Annotated in this window: 18 protein-coding genes and 1 riboswitch; of the genes, 12 read left to right on the top strand and 6 right to left on the bottom strand. The window is 72.8% G+C overall.

Annotated features, from left to right (window positions below):
• Window positions 1-8 precede the first annotated feature (8 nt).
• From NR792_RS22565 to NR792_RS22530, 8 genes are all read left to right on the top strand, one after another.
• Window positions 9-683 carry a cell surface protein gene (locus NR792_RS22565; protein WP_375754747.1) on the top strand — a complete coding sequence of 225 codons (675 nt, stop codon included), beginning with the start codon at window positions 9-11 and terminating at the stop codon, window positions 681-683.
• Between the two features lie 144 nt (window positions 684-827).
• Window positions 828-1,163: a hypothetical protein gene (locus tag NR792_RS22560; RefSeq protein WP_375754746.1), complete on the top strand. Its 336-nt coding sequence runs from the start codon at window positions 828-830 to the stop codon at window positions 1,161-1,163.
• 150 nt (window positions 1,164-1,313) lie between these two features.
• Window positions 1,314-2,696, top strand: coding sequence for a hypothetical protein (locus NR792_RS22555; protein WP_375754745.1), 1,383 nt, complete (start codon window positions 1,314-1,316; stop codon window positions 2,694-2,696).
• 78 nt (window positions 2,697-2,774) lie between these two features.
• A riboswitch (cobalamin riboswitch) is annotated at window positions 2,775-2,935 on the top strand.
• 169 nt (window positions 2,936-3,104) lie between these two features.
• Window positions 3,105-4,436, top strand: coding sequence for a hypothetical protein (locus NR792_RS22550; RefSeq protein ID WP_375754744.1), 1,332 nt, complete (start codon window positions 3,105-3,107; stop codon window positions 4,434-4,436).
• Window positions 4,436-5,221: a cell surface protein gene (locus NR792_RS22545; protein WP_375754743.1), complete on the top strand. Its 786-nt coding sequence runs from the start codon at window positions 4,436-4,438 to the stop codon at window positions 5,219-5,221. The genes NR792_RS22550 and NR792_RS22545 overlap by 1 nt, the downstream gene beginning before the upstream one ends.
• Window positions 5,218-5,760 carry a ubiquinol-cytochrome c reductase iron-sulfur subunit gene (locus NR792_RS22540; RefSeq protein WP_375754742.1) on the top strand — a complete coding sequence of 181 codons (543 nt, stop codon included), beginning with the start codon at window positions 5,218-5,220 and terminating at the stop codon, window positions 5,758-5,760. The genes NR792_RS22545 and NR792_RS22540 overlap by 4 nt, the downstream gene beginning before the upstream one ends.
• Window positions 5,761-5,914: 154 nt before the next feature.
• Window positions 5,915-7,609 carry an FHA domain-containing protein gene (locus tag NR792_RS22535; protein WP_375761669.1) on the top strand — a complete coding sequence of 565 codons (1,695 nt, stop codon included), beginning with the start codon at window positions 5,915-5,917 and terminating at the stop codon, window positions 7,607-7,609.
• Between the two features lie 85 nt (window positions 7,610-7,694).
• Entirely contained in the window at window positions 7,695-11,294 is a 3,600-nt protein-coding gene (locus NR792_RS22530; protein ID WP_375754741.1) for a protein kinase, read from the top strand.
• A 33-nt stretch (window positions 11,295-11,327) separates the two neighbouring features.
• On the opposite strand, the gene NR792_RS22525 is transcribed toward NR792_RS22530, so the two are convergent.
• Complete coding sequence (locus NR792_RS22525) at window positions 11,328-11,795, bottom strand: hypothetical protein (RefSeq protein WP_375754740.1); 468 nt, start codon at window positions 11,793-11,795, stop codon at window positions 11,328-11,330.
• A 210-nt stretch (window positions 11,796-12,005) separates the two neighbouring features.
• Here NR792_RS22525 and NR792_RS22520 point away from each other — a divergent pair, with 210 nt between their 5' ends.
• Window positions 12,006-14,240, top strand: coding sequence for a spermidine synthase (locus tag NR792_RS22520; protein WP_375754739.1), 2,235 nt, complete (start codon window positions 12,006-12,008; stop codon window positions 14,238-14,240).
• Here NR792_RS22520 and NR792_RS22515 read toward each other — a convergent pair whose 3' ends face one another.
• The 3 genes from NR792_RS22515 to NR792_RS22505 all read right to left on the bottom strand — a co-directional run bounded on the left by NR792_RS22515 (window position 14,241) and on the right by NR792_RS22505 (window position 16,958).
• Window positions 14,241-15,011, bottom strand: a complete 771-nt coding sequence (locus tag NR792_RS22515; RefSeq protein WP_375754738.1) for a YoaK family protein — start codon at window positions 15,009-15,011, stop codon at window positions 14,241-14,243.
• 13 nt (window positions 15,012-15,024) lie between these two features.
• Complete coding sequence (locus NR792_RS22510; RefSeq protein ID WP_375754737.1) at window positions 15,025-15,375, bottom strand: histidine triad nucleotide-binding protein; 351 nt, start codon at window positions 15,373-15,375, stop codon at window positions 15,025-15,027.
• Between the two features lie 62 nt (window positions 15,376-15,437).
• The gene (locus NR792_RS22505) at window positions 15,438-16,958 is read right to left on the bottom strand and encodes a hypothetical protein (protein ID WP_375754736.1); all 1,521 of its coding nucleotides are present in this window, start codon (window positions 16,956-16,958) and stop codon (window positions 15,438-15,440) included.
• A 9-nt stretch (window positions 16,959-16,967) separates the two neighbouring features.
• Here NR792_RS22505 and hprK point away from each other — a divergent pair, with 9 nt between their 5' ends.
• Both hprK and rapZ read left to right on the top strand, forming a co-directional pair.
• Window positions 16,968-17,933, top strand: a complete 966-nt coding sequence (gene hprK, locus NR792_RS22500; protein ID WP_375754735.1) for an HPr(Ser) kinase/phosphatase — start codon at window positions 16,968-16,970, stop codon at window positions 17,931-17,933.
• Window positions 17,930-18,793, top strand: coding sequence for an RNase adapter RapZ (rapZ, locus tag NR792_RS22495; protein WP_375754734.1), 864 nt, complete (start codon window positions 17,930-17,932; stop codon window positions 18,791-18,793). The genes hprK and rapZ overlap by 4 nt, the downstream gene beginning before the upstream one ends.
• Window positions 18,794-18,810: 17 nt before the next feature.
• On the opposite strand, the gene NR792_RS22490 is transcribed toward rapZ, so the two are convergent.
• Window positions 18,811-19,653, bottom strand: coding sequence for an imm11 family protein (locus tag NR792_RS22490; protein WP_375754733.1), 843 nt, complete (start codon window positions 19,651-19,653; stop codon window positions 18,811-18,813).
• Window positions 19,654-19,834: 181 nt separating this feature from the next.
• On the opposite strand from NR792_RS22490, the gene NR792_RS22485 reads away from it, so the two are divergent.
• Window positions 19,835-20,983, top strand: coding sequence for an ATPase, T2SS/T4P/T4SS family (locus NR792_RS22485; protein ID WP_375754732.1), 1,149 nt, complete (start codon window positions 19,835-19,837; stop codon window positions 20,981-20,983).
• Here NR792_RS22485 and NR792_RS22480 read toward each other — a convergent pair whose 3' ends face one another.
• On the bottom strand, window positions 20,984-21,826 hold the full coding sequence (locus NR792_RS22480; RefSeq protein WP_375754731.1) for a class I SAM-dependent methyltransferase: 843 nt from the start codon (window positions 21,824-21,826) through the stop codon (window positions 20,984-20,986).
• Window positions 21,827-21,829: the final 3 nt, after the last annotated feature.

Below are 21,829 nucleotides of genomic sequence, written 5' to 3'. Positions count from 1 at the left end.
GGACACCCATGAAGACCCTTCTTGAAAAGTCGTTCGCGCTGGGCTTCACCGCGCTGCTCACCCTCGCGTGCGGTGGCGAGGACTGGCAGGACTCCCTCCAAACCCAGCCACTGGTGGGTGACGCGTTCGCGGACCGCATCGTGTCCTTCTCGCCGGGCACCGGCGCCGGGTTCGGTCAGGCCCAGCTTCCGGGCATCGTGCTGGGTGCTCCGCAAGGGGATGGCGCGGGGTCGGGCTCGCTGGACGTGCTGTCGCTCGGGTTCAAGGGCGTCATCGTCCTGGAGCTCACCGACATCGTGGTGACGGACGGGCCGGGCGTGGACCTGCTCGTCTTCGAGAACGCGTTCATCAAGCCCAGCGGCAAGCCGTTCGCGGAGACGGGCGTGGTGGCCGTCAGCGATGACGGCGTCACCTGGCACGAGTTCCCGTGCGCGTCCTCGGACGTGGCGAACGACTTCCCGGGCTGCGCGGGCGTCACGCCCGTGTACTCGAGCTCCGCCAATGGCATCTCGCCCACCGACCCGGCCGTGGCGGGCGGGGACGGCTTCGACCTGGCGGACGTGGGCCTCACCCGGGCCCGCTTCGTGCGCATCCGCGACTCGGGCGCCAACGGCTACGCGGGCACCAGCGGCGGCTTCGACCTGGATGCCGTCGCCGTGGTGAACGGCGTGCAGCTGCCGTAGTCGCGCCGCGAGCACCGGGGCCGTTCTCCAGCGGACGGTCCCGGCGGCCTCGCGCGCTCATACGGCGAGTCCGGGCCGCACGAGGCTTCCGGGGGAGAGGTGGCGGCATTAGATGCCCGCTGTTCCTCCCCCGGGTGCGCCTCCATGAACCGTCGTCTCGCTTCCCTCCTCGTGCTGCTGGGCGTCCTGCTCGGCGCGTCCGCCGCATTCCTCGTCCCTTCGGTGGTCTGGGCCCAGACGTCGCGCACCCGTGCGGCGCCACCGAAGGAAGCGCCTCCGCCTCCGCCCGCGCCTCCGCCGGCACCGGCGTACGAGTACACCTTCGTCAAGCGCGAGGGCCCGGACGAGGACCTCGCGGAGCTCCAGCGCCTGGGGGCGGAGGGCTGGCGCGTGGTGTCCACCGTCGTCGTGGACGGCAGCACGCGGCGCTACGTGCTGATGCGCGACCGCCGCGCCGAACCCGCGCCTCGTGGACCTTGACCCTGGGTCGCATGGGTCCTGCCCATCAGCGATGCCTTTCCGCTCCCGCGAATTGAATCGCTGAGAGCTGGCGGTGACTCCGCGTACCGTCCTCCGCGCCACCGATACCCGTTCGCCATCAGGGCTAACGGGCAAGGAGCGAGGACGCGGATGCGAAGCAACAAGATGTGGATGGGCAAGAAGGGGCAGCGCGCGGCACTGCTGGGGACCCTGCTGGCGGTGATGCTGGGAAGCACGGGCTGCGGCGAGGAGTGCCTGGACGCCTTCGACTGTCGTGACCAGGGCGCGGCACCGGCGGGCCAGGCCTGGGCCTGCGTCGAGGAGAAGTGCACCCAGGTCGCCATCAACAACAACACCGGTGGCGACGACGCGGGCACCAACACCGACGCGGGCACGCAGACGGACGCAGGAGCGCAGACGGACGCGGGAACGCAGACGGACGCTGGGACGGAGCCGGACGCCGGGACCGAGCCGGCGCCGGACGCCGGGACAGAGCCGGAGCCGGACGCGGGCTCCGACCCGTGCGAGAGCGCCACGTATGACCCGAAGCTGGGCACACTCCAGCTCCAGACGGGCTACGTGGCTGGCGAGTCCGCGGCGGTGCCGGGCCTGGCCAACTCTGGCCAGATTGTCGTCACGCCCGGCCCCACGTATTCGCTCTACACGGTGATTGGGGGCTCGGTGTCGTCCAGCGACGCGCCGGTGGTGTACTCGCTGGGGACCTGGCCTCAGGTGGAGCTGGGGGCGACGCCGCTGTTCGACGTGCTTTCTCCCGAGGATCGGAGCACGACCCCAGGCTGGATCGCCAGCGCCCTCGTGACGGATGGCCAGCGCCTCCTCACCGGCTACATGCGGCCCAGCGGAGGGATTGCACCTGCATCCGGGGGCGTGGGGGTCCACGACCTCGCCACGTCGGCCTCCTCCACCTATCTCCCCGCGCCCAACATCCTCTACGCGGGCGCCGCCCCCGGTGTGTTCCTCACCGTCAGCGATAGCCTGGGCACCGTGTCCGAGGGGCAGGGCATCTACGCGCTCAAGACGGACGCCTCTCCGTTCACCGCCCTCAAGGTCGGCACGTTCCCCGAGAACATCCACGGCGGTGGTGCCATCAGCGTCTCGACCCACGGCGTCGCGATGCTCAGCTACCTCTCCAAGTCGGACACGCGCTACCACGGCCACGCGGTGGCACCGGCCCTGCTGGCACAGGCACTCGCCACGGGGACGCCGTTCGCCGTGGCGGATGCTCCCGAGGTGGTCAGCTTCCTGGGCCCCGTCTCCGCGATGGGCGAAGGCGTCGTGGTGCTGCGCGGCGGCGACGCCCCGCCCGACTTCGCCTTCACGGATGTCTCCCGCTACGCCTTCACGGTGACAGATGCGGGCGCGACCGTCACGGTGGGAGCCCCCGAGCCTGTCCTCACCTTCCCGAACCAGTGCACCCTGGTTTCGATGATGGTCCCCATGGGCTCGGACCTGCTCGTCAAGGTGCAGGACAAGAACGGTGCGCGGCTCGTCCGCATCCGTGACGGGCGATAAGCGTCCTCATTCCCACGCGGTCGCCCTGTCGACCGCGTGTGGAACCCGCACCGCATTGACTTTGCCCCGGGGTCGCCATAGTTCCGCCCCGTCATCGATGCCTTCCCGCCATGGGGCGTGAGGGCTTCCAGGGAACCCGGTGTGAGTCCGGGACTGCCCCGCAGCGGTAAGCAGGAGCGGCGTTCGCACGAACCCCGCTCCCGCGAGTCCGAAGACCTGGCGACGACCCGGCGTCCTCCCCACGGAGGGCCGGTTACAGACCGGAACCTCCGCGGGGAGCTGACGGCGAAGGCAGGCCTCCAGGGCGCGATACGCGCCGGGCGGTCCGGTGCCTCGCGTCCGTGCCGCCTCCCGCCAGGGCAATGCCTTCTTCCGCCTCCGTGCGGAGAGGCCAGGAGCGAGGACGCGATGCGGACCGACATGAAGCGGATGGGCACGAAGGGCCAGCGCGCGGCGCTGATGGGGGCCCTGCTGGCGGTGGTGCTGGGCGGCACGGGCTGCGGCGAGGAGTGCGTGGACGCCTTCGACTGCCGCGACCAGGGCACGCCCCCGGAGGGCCGGGTCTGGGCCTGCGTCGAGGAGAAGTGCTCCCAGGTCGAGGTCTCCATCGGCGGGGACGACGCCGGCACGGATGCCGGCACGAACACCGACGCGGGCACCGGCAACGACGCGGGGACGGATGCGGGCACCGGCAACGACGGTGGCACCGGCACGGACGCGGGCACGGACGGCGGCACGGCCTCTTGCGGCCCGCTGCCTCGCGAGTCGGTGCTGGGCACGCTCCAGCTCCAGACGGGCTTCACCGTCGGAGAGTCCGCGCCCCTGTCCACGGAGGTCCTCGCGGTGGTGTCCACGCCCGGCCCCACGTACTCGCTCTTCGGGCTGCGCAAGACGACCACGGGCCGCGACGTCTTCGCGCTGGGCACCTGGCCGGACGTGAAGCTGGGCGACGCGGCGCTCGACACGGTGATCGCGCCCGCGGACCGCGCCAACGCGGCCGGCACCTTCCCGTCCTACTTCCTGGCCCATGACGGCACGCGCCTGCTCGCGGGCTACACGAAGAACGGCTTTCCCGCCCCGGGCTCCGTCGCGGTGATGGATCCGGCCGCGCGCGACGCGACGGACTACGTCAACGCGCCGGACAACTACACCGCCGTGGGCACCACGGACGCGTTCTTCATCAACGGCGGCGGCCTGGACACGGTGTCTGAAGGCCTGGGCGTCTACGCGCTGGTGACCTCCGCCAAGCCCTACGCCGCGGTGAAGGTGGTGAGCTTCCCGGCGCAGGTGGGCGGCAGCGGCTTCTCCGCCATCGCGAGCAATGGCATCGCGGTGTTCGGCTACTCGGCGGCGGATACGTACGTGAACGTGGCCCACGCCGTGGCCAACGCGAAACTGAGCGAGGCGCTGGCCTCGCGCACGCCGGTGGTGCTCACGGACGAGCCGAAGTTGGACGTGGGCACGAACTTCAACGCCGCCACGGGCTTCGGCAACGGCGTGGCGGTGGCGCGCGGTGCCTACGGTGCCATCGACTTCGACGTCACCGACGTGTCGCGCTTCTCGCTCACCCCGGGCCTGGGCGGTGGTCAGCCCCTCAGCGTGGGCGCCCGCGAGGCGGTGCTCACCGCCACGGACGCGTGCACGGCCGTGAACCTGCTGTCGTCGCTGGGCTCGGACCTGCTCGTGGGCGTGACGGACGTCAACGGCCGCCGCCTCGTGCGCATCCGGCAGGGCCAGTGATGAAGCGCCCGCTGCTCGCGCTCGGCGCGCTGCTGGCCCTGGGCGCGTGCACGGGCGACCCGGAGCCCGGTCCGCTTCCGGGGGAGGACATCCTGGACGCCGGCACCCGCGCGGATGCCGGTGCTCCGGATGCGGGGACGGACGTGGACGCGGGGACGGACGCCGATGCCGGCACGGACGCTGGCGTCGATGCCGGCTCGCGGCCGGTGGATCCGTTCGCGGACCGGGTGACGGCGTATCACTTCGGCGACTCGGCCGGCTTCGGGCAGGACCGCTTCCCGGACGTCGTGCTCGGGCCTCCGGTGGGGGCGGGACAGCACGCGGGCTCGCTCGACGTGCTGTCGCTGGGGAAGGGGGGCTCCATCACCCTGGAGTTCACCGACCTGCTCGCGGTGGACGGCCCGGGCGTGGACCTGCTCGTGTTCGAGAACGCCTTCCAGAAGGTGGGCGGCGACATCTTCGCGGAGCCGGCCCACGTGTCCGTCAGCGACGACGGCCTCACGTGGTTCGACTTCCCCTGTGCCTCCACCGACAAGGACGGGGGCTTCCCGGGCTGCGCCGGGACGCACCCGGTGCACTCGGCGCCGGACAACGGCGTGTCCCCCACCGACCCGGCCGCGGCGGGCGGGGACGGCTTCGACCTGGCGGACGTGGGCCTCGCCCGCGCCCGCTTCGTGCGCCTCACCGACACGGGGCTCAACGGCTACGGCGGCACGTCCGGCGGCTTCGACCTGGATGCGCTGTCGGTCGTGAACGGGCAGCTGCCGGACGGTGGCGTGCCGTGAGCCCGCGCGCTCCCCACCTGCCTCCCGGCGACGCGGAGGCGGGTGGGGTGGATCGCCGCCAGGCGCTGTGCACGCTCCTGCGCGGCACCTGTGCCCTGGCCGCGCTGGGCTGCGGCGGCGACTGGCGCGAGGCCGTGGTGCTCCCCGCGCCGGACGTGGGCCCCGCCCCTCTCCCCGCGACCTGCGGCGACACCGGTGTCCCCGGCACGCCCCAGGAGGGCTGGGTGGAGGTCCCGCTGGACCAGCATCCCGCCCTGCGCGAGCCGGGAGGCCAGGCCGCCGTCCGCGTCCCGGACGCGCTCCTGGACGTGGTGGTGGTGCACGCGGCGGACGGCTGCTACCGGACCGTGTGGCGCACCTGCACCCATGGCGACTGCGCCGTGGCCTGGGACGGCGCGCTGGGGCTGGTGGAGTGCCCCTGCCACGGCTCGCGCTTCGGCCTGGACGGCAGCGTGGTCCGGGGCCCCGCGTCCCGGCCGCTGACGGCGTTCCGCACGCTGCGCGTGGGTGACGCCCTCTTCATCCACCGCCCCAGGTGAAGTCCGACCCCGGGGCTGCCCTCCCGCATGGGGGGGCCCAGGGGTATGACGCGACGCGGGAGGGCTTCCAGGGCCTCGGCCGGACGCCCGTATTCCACGGGAAAGCGTCTCGGACTCTCGGAAGATTGGGAGGTCGTGTAATGTCGTGCCCCCGATGTGGCAGATCATCATCAACGGGCCCGGCTACTTCGACACGTCGTACGACCTGCCCGAGGGCGTCACCAGCCTCGGCCGTGCCGACGAGAACGACATCGTGCTGGGCGGTGACCTCGTGTCACGCCGGCACGCGCGCCTCTACGTCGAGGGCGATGCGCTGCGCATCGAGGACCTGGGCAGCCGCAACGGCAGCCGGGTGAACGGCGCGCCGCTCCAGGGCAGCAAGCACCTGAACGCGGGCGACACCGTGGCGCTGGGGGAGAACACCCTGGCGGTGCGCCAGCCGCACACGGTGGAGAACGCCGCCACGGAGATGATGGACCTGGGCGCGGGCGGCGTCGTGCGCTTCGGGCACGGCACGGACGTGGGCCCGGCCGTGCTGATGGCCAAGAACGTCAAGGACGCGGACGTGCTGCGCCTGCTGGACAACGTGGGGCCGCTGCCGTTCGACGACGCGTTCTCCGGCCCCTCGCCCGTGCCCGCGGGCTCCGCCGTCGCCAGCCCGCGCGTGTCGTATGAGACGCTGGTGCTGCTGGTGCACGCCGCGGAGGCGCTGGCCACCGCGCGCACGCTGACCGCGTTCCTGGAGTCCGCGATGGACCGCCTGCTGGAGCGCACCGACGCCACCACGGCGGTGGTGCTGCTCAAGCACGCCACCGGGCCGCTGGTGCCCGCGGCGGTGCGCCACCGGGGACGGCTGGCCAAGGGCGAAGTGCCCGTGTCGGACGCCATCGTGGACGAGGCCATCCGCCAGGGCCGCGCGCTCGCGGTGGGCGACGTGAAGGACGACCGCCGCTTCGCCGGACGCGAGAGCGTCATCATGTACGGCGTGAACCGGGTGCTGTGCATCCCCATCGGCACCGAGCCGCCCTTCGCGGGCGTGCTCTACGTCAACGTGCCCGCCGAGGGCGACACCAGCCTGGAGCTGATGCTGGACGCGTGCACCGCGGTGGCCCACCTGGTGGCCAGCGGCGTGCAGCGCTTCGCCGTGCGCGACGGCTCCAGCACGGACCGGATGCGGCGCAACCTGGAGCGCTTCCACTCGCCGGAGGTGGCCGAGCGCCGCTCCGCCGAGGCCCAGCGCACGGGCGGCAAGCTGCCGGGCCTGGAGGAGAAGAACCTCACCGTGCTGCACGCGGAGCTGGCGGACTTCGGCGCCGTGATTGGCCGGCTGGGCGCGGCGCGCGCCACGCAGCTGCTCAACGACTTCCACGCGCGCATGAGCGGCATCGTCTTCAGCTTCGAGGCCACCGTGGAGGGCTTCCTCGGCGAGTCCATGCGCGCGCTGTTCGGCGTGCCCTACGCCAAGGGCGACGACGCGGTCCGCGCGGTGCGCGCGGCGCTGGCCCTGCGCGCGGACTGGGAGCGGGGCATGGCCCGCAGGCCCCAGGACGAGCGCTGCGACCTGAGAATCGCGCTGCACTCCACCAAGGCGCTGGTGGGGATGATCGGCACCGAGTCGCGCACGGAGTACAGCGCCGTGGGAGAGGGCATGGGGGTGGCAGGCTGGCTGGCCTCCACCGCGGCCCCCGGCCAGGTGCTGATGACGGGCAAGCTGCTGGCGGCCACAGGGGCGCGCTTCGACGTGATGCCCCTGGGGGAGCGGGTGGTGCGGCCTCCGCGCGACAAGGTGGCGGTTTTCGAGGTGATTGAAGAGGACATGGGCATGCTGACCAACCCCGGTATCCGGTGAGGCGGCCGGCGCGGCCGGTTGACGGGTTGAAGCGGGAGCCCTGCCCGGGGTTCAATGCGCTTCCCGTGGTGGACCCCCGCGCCGCATGAACTCTTCGACCCAGCCCGCCCGATTGCGGCCCTTCCGGCCGCAGCCCTTCGGCCGGTACACGCTCCTGTCGCACCTGGCCACCGGCGGCATGGGGGAGATCTACCTCGCCCGCCTGGAGGGCGCGCAGGGCTTCGAGAAGCTGTGCGTCATCAAGAAGATCCTCCCGCAGTTCGCGGAGGACCAGGACTTCGTCGACCGCTTCGTCGGTGAGGCGCGCACGCTGGTGCGGCTGGGGCACGGCTCCATCGCGCAGGTGCTGGACATGGGCGTGCACGAGGGCGAGGCCTACATGGCCCTCGAGTACGTGGACGGCAAGGACCTGCGCAAGGTGGCCGCGCGCGTGAGGGACCGGCAGACGCCGCTGCCGCTCACGTTCGTGCTCTACGTGATGGGCCGGGTGCTGGATGCGCTCGCGTACGCCCACCGCAAGCGGGACGAGGACGAGAAGGAGCTGAAGCTCGTCCACCGGGACATCTCGCCGCAGAACATCCTCATCTCCTACGAGGGGGAGGTGAAGGTCATCGACTTCGGCCTGGCCAAGAGCCGGCTGTCGGCGGCGAAGACGAACCCCAGCATCATCCTGGGCAAGTTCCTCTACATGTCGCCCGAGCAGGCCCGGCACCAGCCGGTGGACCGCCGCAGCGACCTGTACGCGGTGGGCCTGTGCCTCTACGAGCTCATCTCCGGCAAGAACCCCTTCGACGCGCTGCCGCCGGGCGAGCTGATGTCCGCCGTCGCGAACCCGAAGGTGGCGCCGCTCAGTGAGGTGGAGCCGCTGACGCCGCCGGCGGTGTCGCAGCTGGTGGCGAAGGCGCTGGCGGTGGAGCCGGCCCAGCGCTTCCAGACGGCGGAGGACTTCCGGGTGCGCCTGCAGGCGTGCCTGATGGAGATCGACACCAGCGCGGGCCCGGAGAGCGTCAGCCGCTTCATGCGCGACCTGTTCTCCTCGGACTACCAGTCCGAGCGGCGCCTGCTGGCGTCCCTGCGCGAGGTGTCGCGCGACGTGCGCGCCAGCGGCACGTACGAGTCGCTGGGCCCCGCGCCGCGCCCGACGATGCAGGCGCCCTCGCTGCCGGCGAAGACCATCCGCCTGGATGGGCCGGTGGAGCCGCTGTCCTTCCACCCCACGCCCCGCAGCCGCGAGGACGGCGGGGGCGCGCGCGACGACGGTGAGACGCGCCCCGGCGTGATGGTGGACGAGTCCACCCGCCCCGCGTTCCCGGTGGAGGCGCTGGAGGAGGCGGCCCGCGCGAAGATGCGGCCCAGCCCCACGTCGTCGGAGCCGTCGCCCACGGTGGAGGTGCGCCAGGACGCGATGGAGCGGCCCACCATCCTCGAGGGCCTGCCGGCCATCCGGCTTCCTTCGGACCGCCCGGTGGAGGCGGAGGTGCCGGCCCCGCCGCCCGGCGAGCCCACCGCGCCCCGGACCGAAGCGCTGCCTGTGTCTGAGGCGCCGGTGGAGCCCACCGCGCCGCGTGCCACGTCGCTGCCGTACGCGGAGCCGGGGCTGACGTCGCGTGACGCGCCTCCCGTGGCGGACGTGCCCACGTCGCGGCCGTTCGCGGACGCGGGACGGGGCGCTTCGCTGCCCTTCTCGGATTCGGTGGGGCCTCGGGGCGTGCCGCCCCCCGCGCCGATGGCGGCGATTCCCGCCGTGCGGCCGGCGGATGGCCCCGTGCCCTTCGTGCCCGTGGATGCGTCGCGGCCGGTGTCGCCTCCGCCGATGCCGTCCTTCGACGCCGGGGCGGGGCGGTTCGATGCGTCGGGTGAGTCGCTGCCGTTCATGGAGCCGCCGCCTCCGCCGGACGGCCCGTTCCTCGATGATGAAGAGGAGCTTCCCGAGAGCGACTACCCGTGGCCGGCGCCCATCGTCGAGGGCGTCCGCATCGAGCCGCGCGCCGCGGAGGCCCGCATTCCGGAAGGCCAGCGCCCCACCGCCGCGATGCCGTCCCTGGCGTCGTCGCGCCCCGGGGTGACCACGCCGTCGAATGGCAGCCGCCCCGCGCCGCCGCCCGCGTTCGACGCGACCCGCATCCCGGAGCCCCTGCCGAGCTTCGAGCCGGTGCGCGCGCCGGAGTCCTCTCGCGGCTTCGACCTGCCGCGGGGCCCTGATTCGTCCCGCGGCTTTGATGCCCCCCGCGCCGCCGAGCCCGCGCGTGCCGCCGAGCCGCGCATTCCGGAAGGCCAGCGCCCCACGGCCGCGATGCCGTCGCTGCCGTCGTCGCGCCCCGGGGTGACCACGCCGTCGAATGGCAACCGGCCGGTGCCGCCGTACGCCGCGCCCACCATCCAGGTGCCCTCCATCCAGCCCGGCGCCTCGCGCTCCACCGACTTCGACGAGGAGCCACGGGCCTCCGAGCCGCTCGACTCGGGTCCGGCTCCGCGGCCCACGATGCAGGACACGCGGCCGTCGGAGGAGCTGGTCTCGGTGGATCCGCGCGTCCTGGAGGTGGACTCCAGCGTGCCGTACATCTCCGCGGATCCGGACGATGCCCTGGTCGCGCGCGAGGGCGACGCGGACACGCACCCGCGCATCCCCATGCCCCGCGCTCCGCGCCGCGAGGAGCCCCAGGCCCGCGTGGTGCTGGACGAGGACGCGCTGCGCGAGCCCTCCGCGTCCTCCGGCAAGCGCGAGCCCGACACCGGCCCCACCGGTCCGGCCCGGGGCCGCACGGGGTCTCGCCGCGCCGTGCGCGGTTCGTCGCCAGGCACGCCGCCTCCGCGCTCCAGCACCGCGTCGAGCATGCGCGCCGTTGCTCCCGCCCGTGCCCCCGCGCCCGCCGTGGACCCGGACGAGTCGTCCACCTCGCGCGCGACGCGCGACGACGCGACCCGGCGCAAGGCGATGCCCGTGCGGCCGGAGCCCTCGGAGCCCCCGCGTGCCTCGCGGCGTGAGGCGGCGCCGGCCCGCAAGGGCGGCGCGCTGCGCTCCGTGCTGATGTTCACGCTGCTGATGGTCGTGGCGCTGGCCCTCGTGGGCGCGGGGCTCTACTTCGTCCCCGAGCTGCGCGTGGCCGTGGGCCTGGAGCAGTCGCGCACGTCGACGCCGCCTCCGCCCACGCCGGTGCAGCAGATTCCGACGCGGCCCGTGTCCCCGGAGGCTCCGTCCACTCCCGCTCCGGCCCAGGACACGCAGCCGGCCCAGGAAGTGGCCGCGGCCCCCGCCGTCGTGCCGGCCGGAGCCACGCCGCCGTCCGCCGAGCCCGCGCAGGCCCCCACCGAGACGGCCCCGGCCGCTGCTCCGGCGTCGGCGCTGGACGACCTGCTCGCCCCGGATGAGCCGACGGAGGAGGCTGCCGCTCCCGCCCCCACGCCGGCCACTCCCGCGGCGAAGAAGGCGGCCCCGGCCCGCCCGGCCAGGCGCACCGCCAAGGAGGCCAGTGCGACCACCGAGCTGGAGCGGGAGTGGGGGAAGACGAAGACGCTCTTCCAGACGCTCGAGAAGAACCACGGCTGCGAGGCCATGGGGCTGCAGTGCCAGCGCTACGGCACCCTCGTGGAGGACTTCAACGAGGGCGGCAGCAGGACGCCGACCCTCAAGGAAGTGCGGAGCCTGTACAACCAGCTCAGGGAAGTGCAGCGCCGTCAGGAGTAGCGTCCCCGGACGGCCCCTGATGCGCGGGTGCGCTCAACGCCGCGTGCCCGCGTCGCGCGTCGTGCCCGCGTCCATCATCCCCGTGCCCGCGTCGCGCGTCGTGCCCGCGTCCATCATCCCCGTGCCCGCGTCACGGCCCGAGCCCCCCGTGCCCTGGTAGCTCTCCGCGAGCCCCGTGCCCAGCTCCGCGCTGCCACCGGTCTTCTGGCCGGAGTTGTTCGGGGCGTCGCCCTCCATGCTGTTGGGGGCCGACGTGCCGCCACCCAGCGCGGCCTGGCTGTCGCTGTGGTAGGGCCTGCCGCCGCCCCCCTCGTTGGAGGGGTGGCCCAGGTCGCTGCCCGCCTTGTCTCCGGCCGGTGCTGGCTGCGAACGGTGCTGGAGCTGCACGGGGTCCTGGAACCCCCGGGGTTGCGCCGAGGACTGCTCGTTGCTGCAGCCCCAGCCCCCCAGGGCCCCACCCACCAGCAGTCCCAGCCCCACCGCGCGCTTGAAGCCCTTCATGGTTTCCCCCTCGGGCGCGAGGAAGTCCGCGCCTGACCGTTCCGGAAGTTAGGGCTGCCGTCCCCCGAGGCCACCCACCCCGACAGCAGCCTGCCTGGTCGCCCGCCGGGCTCCGGGACGTGCCCGTGTTGACAAGACTGTCGCCCTGGCGGGAAACACCGGGAGCGCGGGATTCCTACGCCGTGCGTCTTCCCCCGCCTCCGAGGTCGCATGGTTCGCTACGCCCTCGCCATCTTCACCAGCGCCTTCCTGCTCTTCGGCGTCCAGCCGCTGGCGGGCCGCTACGCGCTGCCGTGGTACGGCGGCACGCCCGCGGTGTGGACGGCGTGCATGCTGTTCTTCCAGGCCGTGTTGCTCGCGGGCTACGCCTACGCGCACGCGGTGGCCTCCCGGCTGCGCCCGCGCGCGCAGGCCTTCCTGCACCTGGGCCTGCTGGTGGTGGCGCTGGGAGCGCTCGTGGCGCGGGCCTCGTGGACGGGCTCGCCGCTGGCGCCGGGGGACGGCTGGCGCCCGCTGGATGACCACCTGCCCGTGCTCCGGCTGATGCGGATGCTGGCCGCCACGCTGGGCCTGCCCTTCTTCGTGCTCAGCACCACCGGCCCGCTGCTCCAGTCGTGGTTCGCCCGCGCGCGGCCGGAGCGCTCACCGTACGTGCTCTACGCGCTCTCCAACGCGGGCTCGCTGCTGGCGCTCCTGGGCTACCCGTTCCTCGTGGAGCCCTGGGTGGGCCGGAGCGCGCAGGCGTGGGGCTGGGCCGCGGGCTTCGTCCTCTTCGTCCTCTGCGTCCTGGCCTGCGCCCGGGACCTGCTGCGCCGCGCGCCTGCGGCGAACGCCCCCGGGGCCGCCGCGAGCCCCCTCGAGTCCGCCGCCGGAGCACCCGCCGGAGCTCCCACCGGAGCTACTATCGAATCGCCGCGTCCGGGGGTGGGGCGCACGCTGACGTGGCTGGCGCTGAGCACGTGCGCGTCGGTGCTGCTGCTGGCCACGACGAACAAGCTCTCCCAGGACGTGGCGGCGGGCCCCTTCCTGTGGGTGATGCCGCTGGCCGTGTACCTGGTGACCTTCATCCTGGCCTTCTCGCGCGAGTCCCTCTACGCGCGCACGCCGTACTCGGTGGCGCTCATCGCCTCCGTGGTGCTGGTGACGTACGCGCACAAGGAGGGCCCCGCGCTGGGCCTGGGGTGGCAGGTGCTCTTCCACGCGTCCGCCCTCTTCACGGGCGCCATGGTGTGCCACGGCGAGCTGTACCGGCGCCGCCCGGCCCCGCGCTACCTGAGCGCCTTCTACCTCTGGGTGTCCGTGGGCGGCGTGGCGGGCGGCGTGTTCGTCAACCTGGTGGCGCCCGCCCTCTTCAACACCTACTGGGAGCACCCGCTGGCCCTGGCCGCGTGCTGCGCGGTGGCCTTCGTGGGGCTGATGCGCCGGCCGGAGGAGGAGACGGGGGTGGTGCGCACGCAGCGCCTGCTGCGCGGGGCGATGCTGGTGGGCGTGGCGCTGCACCTGCCGCTGCTCGTCGCGTCGGACCAGGAGCGCGTGCGCTTCGCCGCGCGCAACTTCTTCGGCGTGGTGCGCGTGCTGGAGCTGTCCCCGGAGGACCCGAAGCAGCACCAGTTCGCCCTGCGCCACGGCGCCATCACCCACGGCTGGCAGTACATCCGTCCGGAGCGCCGCAACCTCCCTTCCGCGTACTACACGCCGGACAGCGGCCTGGGGCTCGCGCTCGCGGAGCAGCGCCGGTGGCGCCAGGCCCAGGGACTGCCCACCGGCCTGCGCGTGGGCATGCTGGGGCTGGGCGTGGGCAACAGCGCCACGCTCCTGGCGGCCGGGGACGACGTGCGCTTCTACGAAATCAACCCCGTCATCATCGACCTGGCGCGGGGGCAGGGTGGCTTCTTCAGCACGCTGACGGACACGCCCGCGCGCGTGGAGGTCGTCGAGGGCGACGCGCGCATCTCGCTGGAGCGGGAACTGGAGCACGGCTCGCGGAAGTTCGACGTGCTGGCGCTGGACGTCTTCAGCTCGGATGCCATCCCGGTGCACCTGCTGACGCGCGAGGCGGTGGCGCTCTACCTCCAGCACCTGGCGCCGCACGGCGTGCTGGCGCTGCACATCAGCAACCAGCACCTGGACCTGGTGCCCATCAGCCTGGCGCACGCGCGGGCCTCCAGCCTGGCCTCGGCGCTCATCACGCTGGACAGCGAGGGCGACACGGTGTCGAGCTCGTGGATGCTGCTGAGCCCGGAGCCGGAGTTCTTCTGGGGCGCCACCTTCACCGGCGGCCGCGCGCACGTGCGCCGGCTGGGGCTGCGCGGCGAGCCCGCCTACGTCTGGACGGACGAGCGCAGCAGCGTGCTCCAGGCCCTGCGCCCCAGGGCCCAGGGCCGCGCCGCGGCGGACCCGAACGTCGTCGACGCGCCCGCGGTGGCCCGGCCCTCCGCGCCGTAGTCAGCGGTCCGGCGCGGTGGAGGACGGCGCGGGCTTGACGGCGAGCCGCATGTCCAGCGCGGCCAGCACGCCCAGCACCGCGCACGGCAGCACCAGCGTCACGGCCCCGTGGCGCAGGAACAGGAACGGGCCCAGCGTGGAGCCCGCGAGGAACGCCAGCACCAGGCCCAGGTGCAGCCGCGTGCGCTCGAACTGCACTTCAGAGGGCAGGCCCCGCACGCGGCGCCACAGCCCCGGCGCGCGCTCCCCTCGGAGGCCGTCGCGCACCCACGCCAGCATCTGCACCAGCTGGATGCCGATGTCCGTGAGCATCCCCGTCACGTGCGTGGTGCGCACCACCGCGCCGGACACCCGCGTGACGAGCGCGTTCTGCAGCCCCATGGCGAAGGCGAAGCCCCAGAGCAGCACCGGCGCGCGCGTGCCCGGCATGGCCGCCATGCCCACGCCCACGCCACCCAGGACGAGCACCTCCACCAGCAGCGCGGCCACGTGACGGCCCCGCGTGCGGTGCCGCGAGGCATCCAGCAGCCCCGTCGCGCAGAAGGCCCCGGCGACGAACAGCCCCATCAGCTGCGCGGGCAGCCGCGCCGTGTCCCAGTTGCCCTGGGCCAGGGACTCGCCCAGCGTGGCCATGTTGCCGGACATGTGGGACGCATGAGAGCCCAGCGCCACGAACCCCATGGCGTTGACCGCGCCGGCCACGGACGCCAGCAGCACGGCGAGGCGGGAGTAGGCGCGGCGGGACCGGGGCGATGACTGGGCGCTGAACATGACCGGCGGACGGCTAGCCCGGCGGCCATTGCAGGGGGCGGCCCGCGAGCAGGTGCAGGTGGATGTGGAACACCGTCTGGCCCGCGTCGCGCTGGGTGTTCATCACCACCCGGTAGCCCGTGTCCGCGAAGCCCCGCTCGCGCGCCAGCTTCGCCGCGCCGATGTAGAGGCTGCCCACCACCTCCCGGTCCTCCGCCGTGATGTCGTTCACCGTGGCGATGTGCTTGCGCGGGATGAACAGCACGTGGGTGGGGGCCTGCGGGTTGATGTCCTCGAAGGCCAGGCAGTCCTCGTCCTGGTAGACGACCTTCGCCGGGATGAGGCCATCGCGAATCTTGCAGAAGAGGCAGTCGGATTCGGGCATGGCCCTGGCTTACCAACCCGCCGGTGGGGCAGGAAGGGTCTTCTGGGCCCGAACTGTCCCCCTCAGGGCAGTCGCCACGAATAGCCGGGGTCCGGCGTGCAGCCCGTGATGGGCAGCTTCACCAGCACCAGCGGGCCTTCCCGGGCCACCGCCGCGCCCGCGCCCTCGTAGCCCTCCCGGGTGATGACGTGGCTGAAGCGGTTGGAGCCCCGGCCCGGGCCGTTGTGGGGATACAGCGGCACCTTCCGGTGGAAGTAGCTGTAGCCCCCCGTCCACGCCTGATGGACCGCCTCCACCTTCAGGCCGCACACGTCGTCGCGCCTTCCGGCGGCCACCAGCAGCCGGTTGACCGGACCCTGGTCGTCCCACGCGCTGTCCTGGGGGCGCACGCGTTCGTACTGGCCCAGCTCGCCGAAGGTGAGCGCCCCCGCGTTGGCGCCGGACAGCAGCGCCGCCGCCACCACCGCCACCGTGGCGGTGGCCCGCGCGGGGAAGCCGCGCAGCACGCGCAGCACCGAGTCCAGCCCCACGCCCGCCAGCGCCGCCAGCAGGGGCAGCGCCGGCACCAGGAAGCGCAGCTCCTTGTGCGGCTGGTACGCGTGCAGGAGCACGAAGGCCGCCGTGAGGAAGGCCAGCCCCCGCGCCCGGGGCAGCGCCAGCAGGGCCAGCGCGCCCGCCAGCACGGACAGCCCCGGCATCGCCCGGCGCAGGATGCGCGGGTAGTAGTCGAAGGCCTCCGTGCCCCACTGGGCCGCCTTGCCCTGCACCAGGTTGAAGTCCAGGTAGACGATGGCGGAGTGGAACCACCGGCCCCAGGTGAGCTTGTCCAACAGGCCAAAGGCCAGCGCCCACCCGGACAGCACCGCCAGCGCCACGCCCGCCTGACGCCACTGGCGCCGCGCCAGGAGCACCGCCAGGAGCCCCACGCAGAAGACGCCGTTCTGCAGCCGCAGCAGCACCGCCAGCCCCAGCAGGGACGCCCCCGTCAGCAGGGCCCGCCGGGACGCGGCCCGCGGCAGCGCCAGGGCCAGGCCCAGCACCACCGGCAGCACGGAGGCGTTCTCGCTCATGGCCCGGGGGGCGAAGTACAGGGGCACCGACGCCAGCGCGAACAGGGCCGCCCCGCCGGAGGCCGCCAGGGTGGAGGCCCCGGACGCGCGGGCCAGCCGCCACGTGGCCCACGCCGTCGCCGTGCCCACCAGCGCGAAGAAGCCCTTCACCAGCGCCAGATAGCCCGCGGGCTCCGTCAGCCCCACGAGCCGCCCCAGCCCCAGCAGCACCGCCACCAGCGCCGGCAGGGCCCAGTTCCGGGCCCCCTCGACGAACTCCCAGGCAATCAGGCCGTAGCCGTAGACCAGGCGGTGGGCGGGCTCCAGGCTCTGGTAGACCTCGTCCGGCCAGTAGATGCCGTCGTCGCGCAGCGCCCAGTACAGGCGGAAGGCCGCGCCCAGCCCGAGCACGCCCGCCAGCAGCAGCAGGCCCAGCCGGCGCTCGGGGGGGGCCTCGGCGGCGGCTGTAGGGGAGGCGGGGGGGACGGCGGACACGGTGCGGTTCACCTCCGGAGGCCGGTGGGTGATATCCACGTCCTGACGATGAAATCCATTCGCATCTCCCAGCTCCTCGAGGACCAGGGCCATGACCTGCGGCTGACCCTGATGGCGGGCACCCAGGGGCTGAAGCGCACGGTGGACTCCTCACGCATCCAGAAGCCCGGCCTGGCGCTGGCGGGCTTCACCGAGCACCTCCACCCGCACCGCGTCCAGGTCTTCGGCAACACCGAAATCTCCTACCTGGCCACCCTGCCGGAGGACGCGCAGCACGCCTCGCTGGCCAAGCTCTTCGGCGAGGAGGACCTGGCGTGCGTCGTGGTCACCAAGGCGCTGGACGTGCCGCGTGCACTGGTGGACGCCTGCGAGGCGGCGGGCCTGGCGCTGATGAAGACGCCGCTGCTCTCCAGCGAGTTCATCCAGCGGGTGCAGAACTTCCTGGAGGACGCGCTCACGGAGTCCAGCAGCCTGCACGGCGTGCTGATGGACGTCTTCGGCGTGGGCATCCTGCTCCTGGGCAAGAGCGGCATCGGCAAGAGTGAAATCGCCCTGGACCTGGTGATGCGGGGCCACCGGCTGGTGGCGGACGACATCGTGGACGTCACCCGGAGGAAGGGGGCCGTCTACGGCGCGGGCAATCCCGTCATCAAGCACCACATGGAGATTCGCGGACTGGGCATCATCAACATCAAGGACCTCTTCGGAGTGTCCGCCGTCCGGGAACAGAAGAAGATTGAGCTTGTGATTGAGCTGCAGGAATGGGATCCGCACCAGGAGTACGACCGCCTGGGCGTGGAGGACAAGCACCTGCAGATTGTCGGCGTGGACATCCCCTTGTCGGTCGTGCCGGTGCGTCCTGGACGCAACATGGCCACCATCGTGGAGGTGGCCGCGCGCAACCAGCTGTTGAAGCTTCAGGGCCACCATTCGGCGCGAGAGTTCGCCGAGCGACTCAATCGAGCCATCGCCCAGGGGGCGATGCGCCGCACCTTGGGAGAAGAGGTCGAGTGACCGCCCCCGCGAAGCAGATCATCGTCATCACCGGCATGTCAGGTTCCGGAAAGTCCACCGCCATCCGCGCGCTGGAGGACGCCGGGTTCTTCTGCATCGACAACCTGCCGGTGCTCCTGCTGCCCAAGCTCACGGAGCTGGCGGGGGGCGGCCACATCGAGCGCATGGCGCTGGTGATGGACGCGCGCGAGGGCGTCTTCCTCAAGGACGCCCCCCGGGTGCTCGACGAAGTGCGCCGCGCGGGCCACCAGGTGGACGTGCTCTTCCTGGACGCCAGCGACGACAGCCTCATGCGCCGCTTCAGTGAGACGCGCCGCCGCCACCCGCTGGCCCCGGATGGCACGGTGGCGGAGGGCATCCACGCGGAGCGCGAGGCCCTGAAGGACCTGCGCGAGCTGGCGGATCAGGTCATCGACTCGTCGGCGCTCAACGTGCACGACCTGAAGCGCATGGTGCAGGGGCGCTTCAGCCCGGAGCCCACGACGGGCCCCAGCCTGTCCATCATGTCCTTCGGCTACCGGTACGGCGTGCCGCCGCAGGCGGACCTCGTCTTCGACGTGCGCTTCCTGCCGAACCCGTACTTCGTGCCGGAGCTCAAGGGGCTCACGGGCAAGAACCCCAAGGTCGCGGGGTACGTGCTGGAGCGCGAGGAGACGCAGGCGTTCCTGGACAAGGTCGTGGACCTCTGCCGCTTCCTGTTCCCCCGCTACCAGAAGGAGGGCAAGGCGTACCTCACGGTGGCGCTGGGGTGCACGGGCGGCAAGCACCGCTCGGTGGCGCTGGCGGCGGAGATGGTGCGCCGGCTGTCCGCGGACTACGGCCGCGTGCAGCTGTGGGACCGGGACATCGAGAAGGAGTAGCCGGGCTCCGGAGCCTGTCAGTGCCGGGTGTCCGTGACGGGCGTGAAGCGCGCGCCGGTGACGCCTTCCTTTTCGAGGGCGTCCTTCACGACCTCGGAGACGACGAGGGTGACGGGCCAGCCCCAGGGGCGGAACACGCGGGCGCGGCCCACCTGGTTGGGGTCGATTCGCAGGCCCCGCACGGAGCGGTACTGGCCCACGCGCGCGGGGACGCCGTCGCCGGGGCCGTAGCGGTGGACCTCCAGGCAGGCGGCTTCGTCCACGCAGCGGATGAGGCGCGTGGCGACGACGAGGAAGTACGGCTCCGGCTGGCCCTCGATGTCCACGGGGAGCAGCTGCACGTCCTCCGGGGCCAGGCGCGCGAACACGGCGGCGACGCGCGGGTGCACCACGGGGGTGAGGCCGGCGCCCGCGAGGCTGAAGTCCAGCGGGGCGGCCCTCGCTTCGTTGGGGATGTGGAGGGGGCCGGGCGGGTCCACGGGGCGCCCGGCGGTGAACATCCACACGTCGCCCACCACCTTGTCCTCCAGGTCCATCGGGTCGCCGGGCTCCCAGCGGCCGGGGGCGCGGAAGTCGTCGTGCAGGTCGTAGAAGCGCGTGGAGGTGACGCCGGTGCGGCGGACCTTGCGGTTGCTGACGTGCGGGGTGGCCCCGTGCGCGACGATGCGGACGGCCGGGCGGCGGGGACGGCTGGTGCCGTGCTTCGCCTGGGGCGAGGGCTCCTCCGCGACCGACGCCCGCGAGCGCCGGGGCGCGGCTGCGGGTTCGGTACCGCCGGCCGGGCTCTGCCGGTCCGGGGGGCTGCTTTCGGATGGGCGGTGCCACAGCCGTCGCAGCGCGTTGGTGAGACGCCTGAACATCAAGCGATGTTACCCAAGCGCCCGCTGGAGGGGAGCCCCTACCTTGGGGCTTCCTCGCCTGTTCTCAAGGCAGGCCAGCGGCCATCCGGGTCCGGCGCATGTGGGGCCACGGGGGACAGGGCTTTCTGAGGCCGCTTCGGACATGGCCGGGCCGCGATGGGCCATGCCATGGTCCGCGCCCATGCCGACTCCGAGCCCGAAGTCCGAAGCCCCCGCGACGCCGGAAGCCGTGTTCGCCAGCCTGCTCCAGAGGATGGAGGAGGCGGGCAGGGCCTCGTCTGGAGTGCAGGCCTCGCCGAAGACGCCCGAGGCGTTCGCGGCGGCCCTCTTCGCCGTCGCTGGAGGCTCGGGCGCGGCGATGTTCTCCGTCTGGGCGGCGGATGACACGGACAGCGTCGCGCAGGAGGACGAAGACGCGGACGGTGATGCGCCGGTGGCCAGGGAGCGAATCATCAACGCGGGCATCACCTTGTTCTTCATCGCGGAGGACACGCCAGGCACGGTGGGGCTGCTGGGCGCGGAGCGGGTGCCGGTGCGTCAGCCCATGGCGTACGAATTGTACCGGCCGCTGGGCAAGGCGCTGACGGCGTACGCGAAGCGGGGCGCGGACCCGGTGATGCCTGACCGGGGCACGGTGTCCTTCCCGGCGGGCGCGGCGGATCCAGACATCGAGTTCCGGGTGTCGTTCCGCGAAGACGCGCTGGGCACCTGGACCACGGCGGTGGCGAGGAGCCGGGAGATGCGCAAGGCGTACCCGAGCCTCTCCAGCCTCCCGCTCTCCGCCGAAGCGGCGGCGTTCCTCACGGGCCTCTTCAACCGCCTGGACGCGTCGCTGTTCAACGGTCAGCTGGTGCTGCTCACGGGCGCGTCCGGCACGGGCCGCAGCACGACTCTGCGGGCCCTGATGGATGCGCTGCCCGACAACGTGCACGCGCTGGCGGCGGTGGAGGAGCCGAAGGGCGGGCCGGGAGGTGCCGTCGGCATCGTGAAGGTGAGTCCGGAGCTGCCGCTGGTGAATGCAGTGCGTTCGTTCCTGCGACAGGACCCGGACCTCCTCTTCGCGGACGAGGTGCGCACGCTGGAGGACATGCGGATGCTCTGCAACGGAGCGCTCACGGGCCACGCCGCGGTCAGCGTCCTGGAAGCGAAGACGCCCGAGGAGGGCTACGCGTGGCTGACGGAGGCCATGCCGGGACTGCCCATCTCTTCGCTCATCGTGCACCACACGCGCGACACGGCGACGGGGACGTTCGCGATGACGCTCCACGAGACGAAGCCCACGGAAGACGGCAACACGCTGCGCATCGTCCCGTGGACGCCGGGGAACTGATCAGGGAGACCGGAGCGCCGTCAGCTGCCGCATGCCCCAGCGCAAGGGAACGCTCCCATCCGGGCGCCGCAGCGATTCCACGGCCTGGAGGAACGAGGCCTTGAGCGACGCCTGGGCCGCCGGAGACAGGCGGTCCGCGTCATACGTCGTGAGCAGTGACTCCCAGACCTCATGGGGCGACCCATCGCCCTGCACGGAGAGCGACCGCACCGTGACGTCCCCGAAGCCTTCGGCGAAGAGCGTCCGCAGTCCGTCCACGGAGCGGACCCGAGCGTCACCCAGCCGCGTGGGAGGAACCGCCGCCGCGCTCTTCATGAGCCCGGCGAACACCTCCAGCGCCTGACCCGGCACCAGGTCTCCACCCACGACGACGGACACCCGTCCGCCCGGCTTCAGCACGCGCCGCAGCTCCGCGAGCACGGTCTCCACGTCATCCATCAGCATGAGCGCCAGGTGGCTCAGCACCACGTCGACGCTGGCATCTCCAAACGGCAGCGACTGCGCCCGTCCTTGAATCAGCGTCGCCGCCCCGTTCAAACGGGCCCGCGCCACATCCAGCTCATGCGCGCTCATGTCGAGCCCCAGCAGTGACAGGCCCGGCTGCTTCCTCCGTGCAAGCAGCTCCAGCAGGTGTCCATCTCCACACGCCAGGTCGAGCACCGTCAGGGGCCGAGCATCGGGAGGAACGACGGCCTCCAGCAGCGCATAGGCCGAAGGAGCCGCTGCGCCCGAAGCCGCCTCCGTTTCCTCCGATTGCACGGGCGCATGCGCGAACCACCGCGAAGTCACCCCCGCGAGGCGCGCATGGAAGTCGAGCAGGTACGCCTCGGAAGGGGAGGGCATATG

It is taken from the genome of Corallococcus exercitus (genome assembly GCF_042231735.1).
Taxonomy (GTDB): Bacteria; Myxococcota; Myxococcia; order Myxococcales; family Myxococcaceae; genus Corallococcus; species Corallococcus exercitus_B.
Note: the sequence above shows the minus strand (reverse complement) of the source record. Positions and strands in the feature narration are given on the sequence as shown.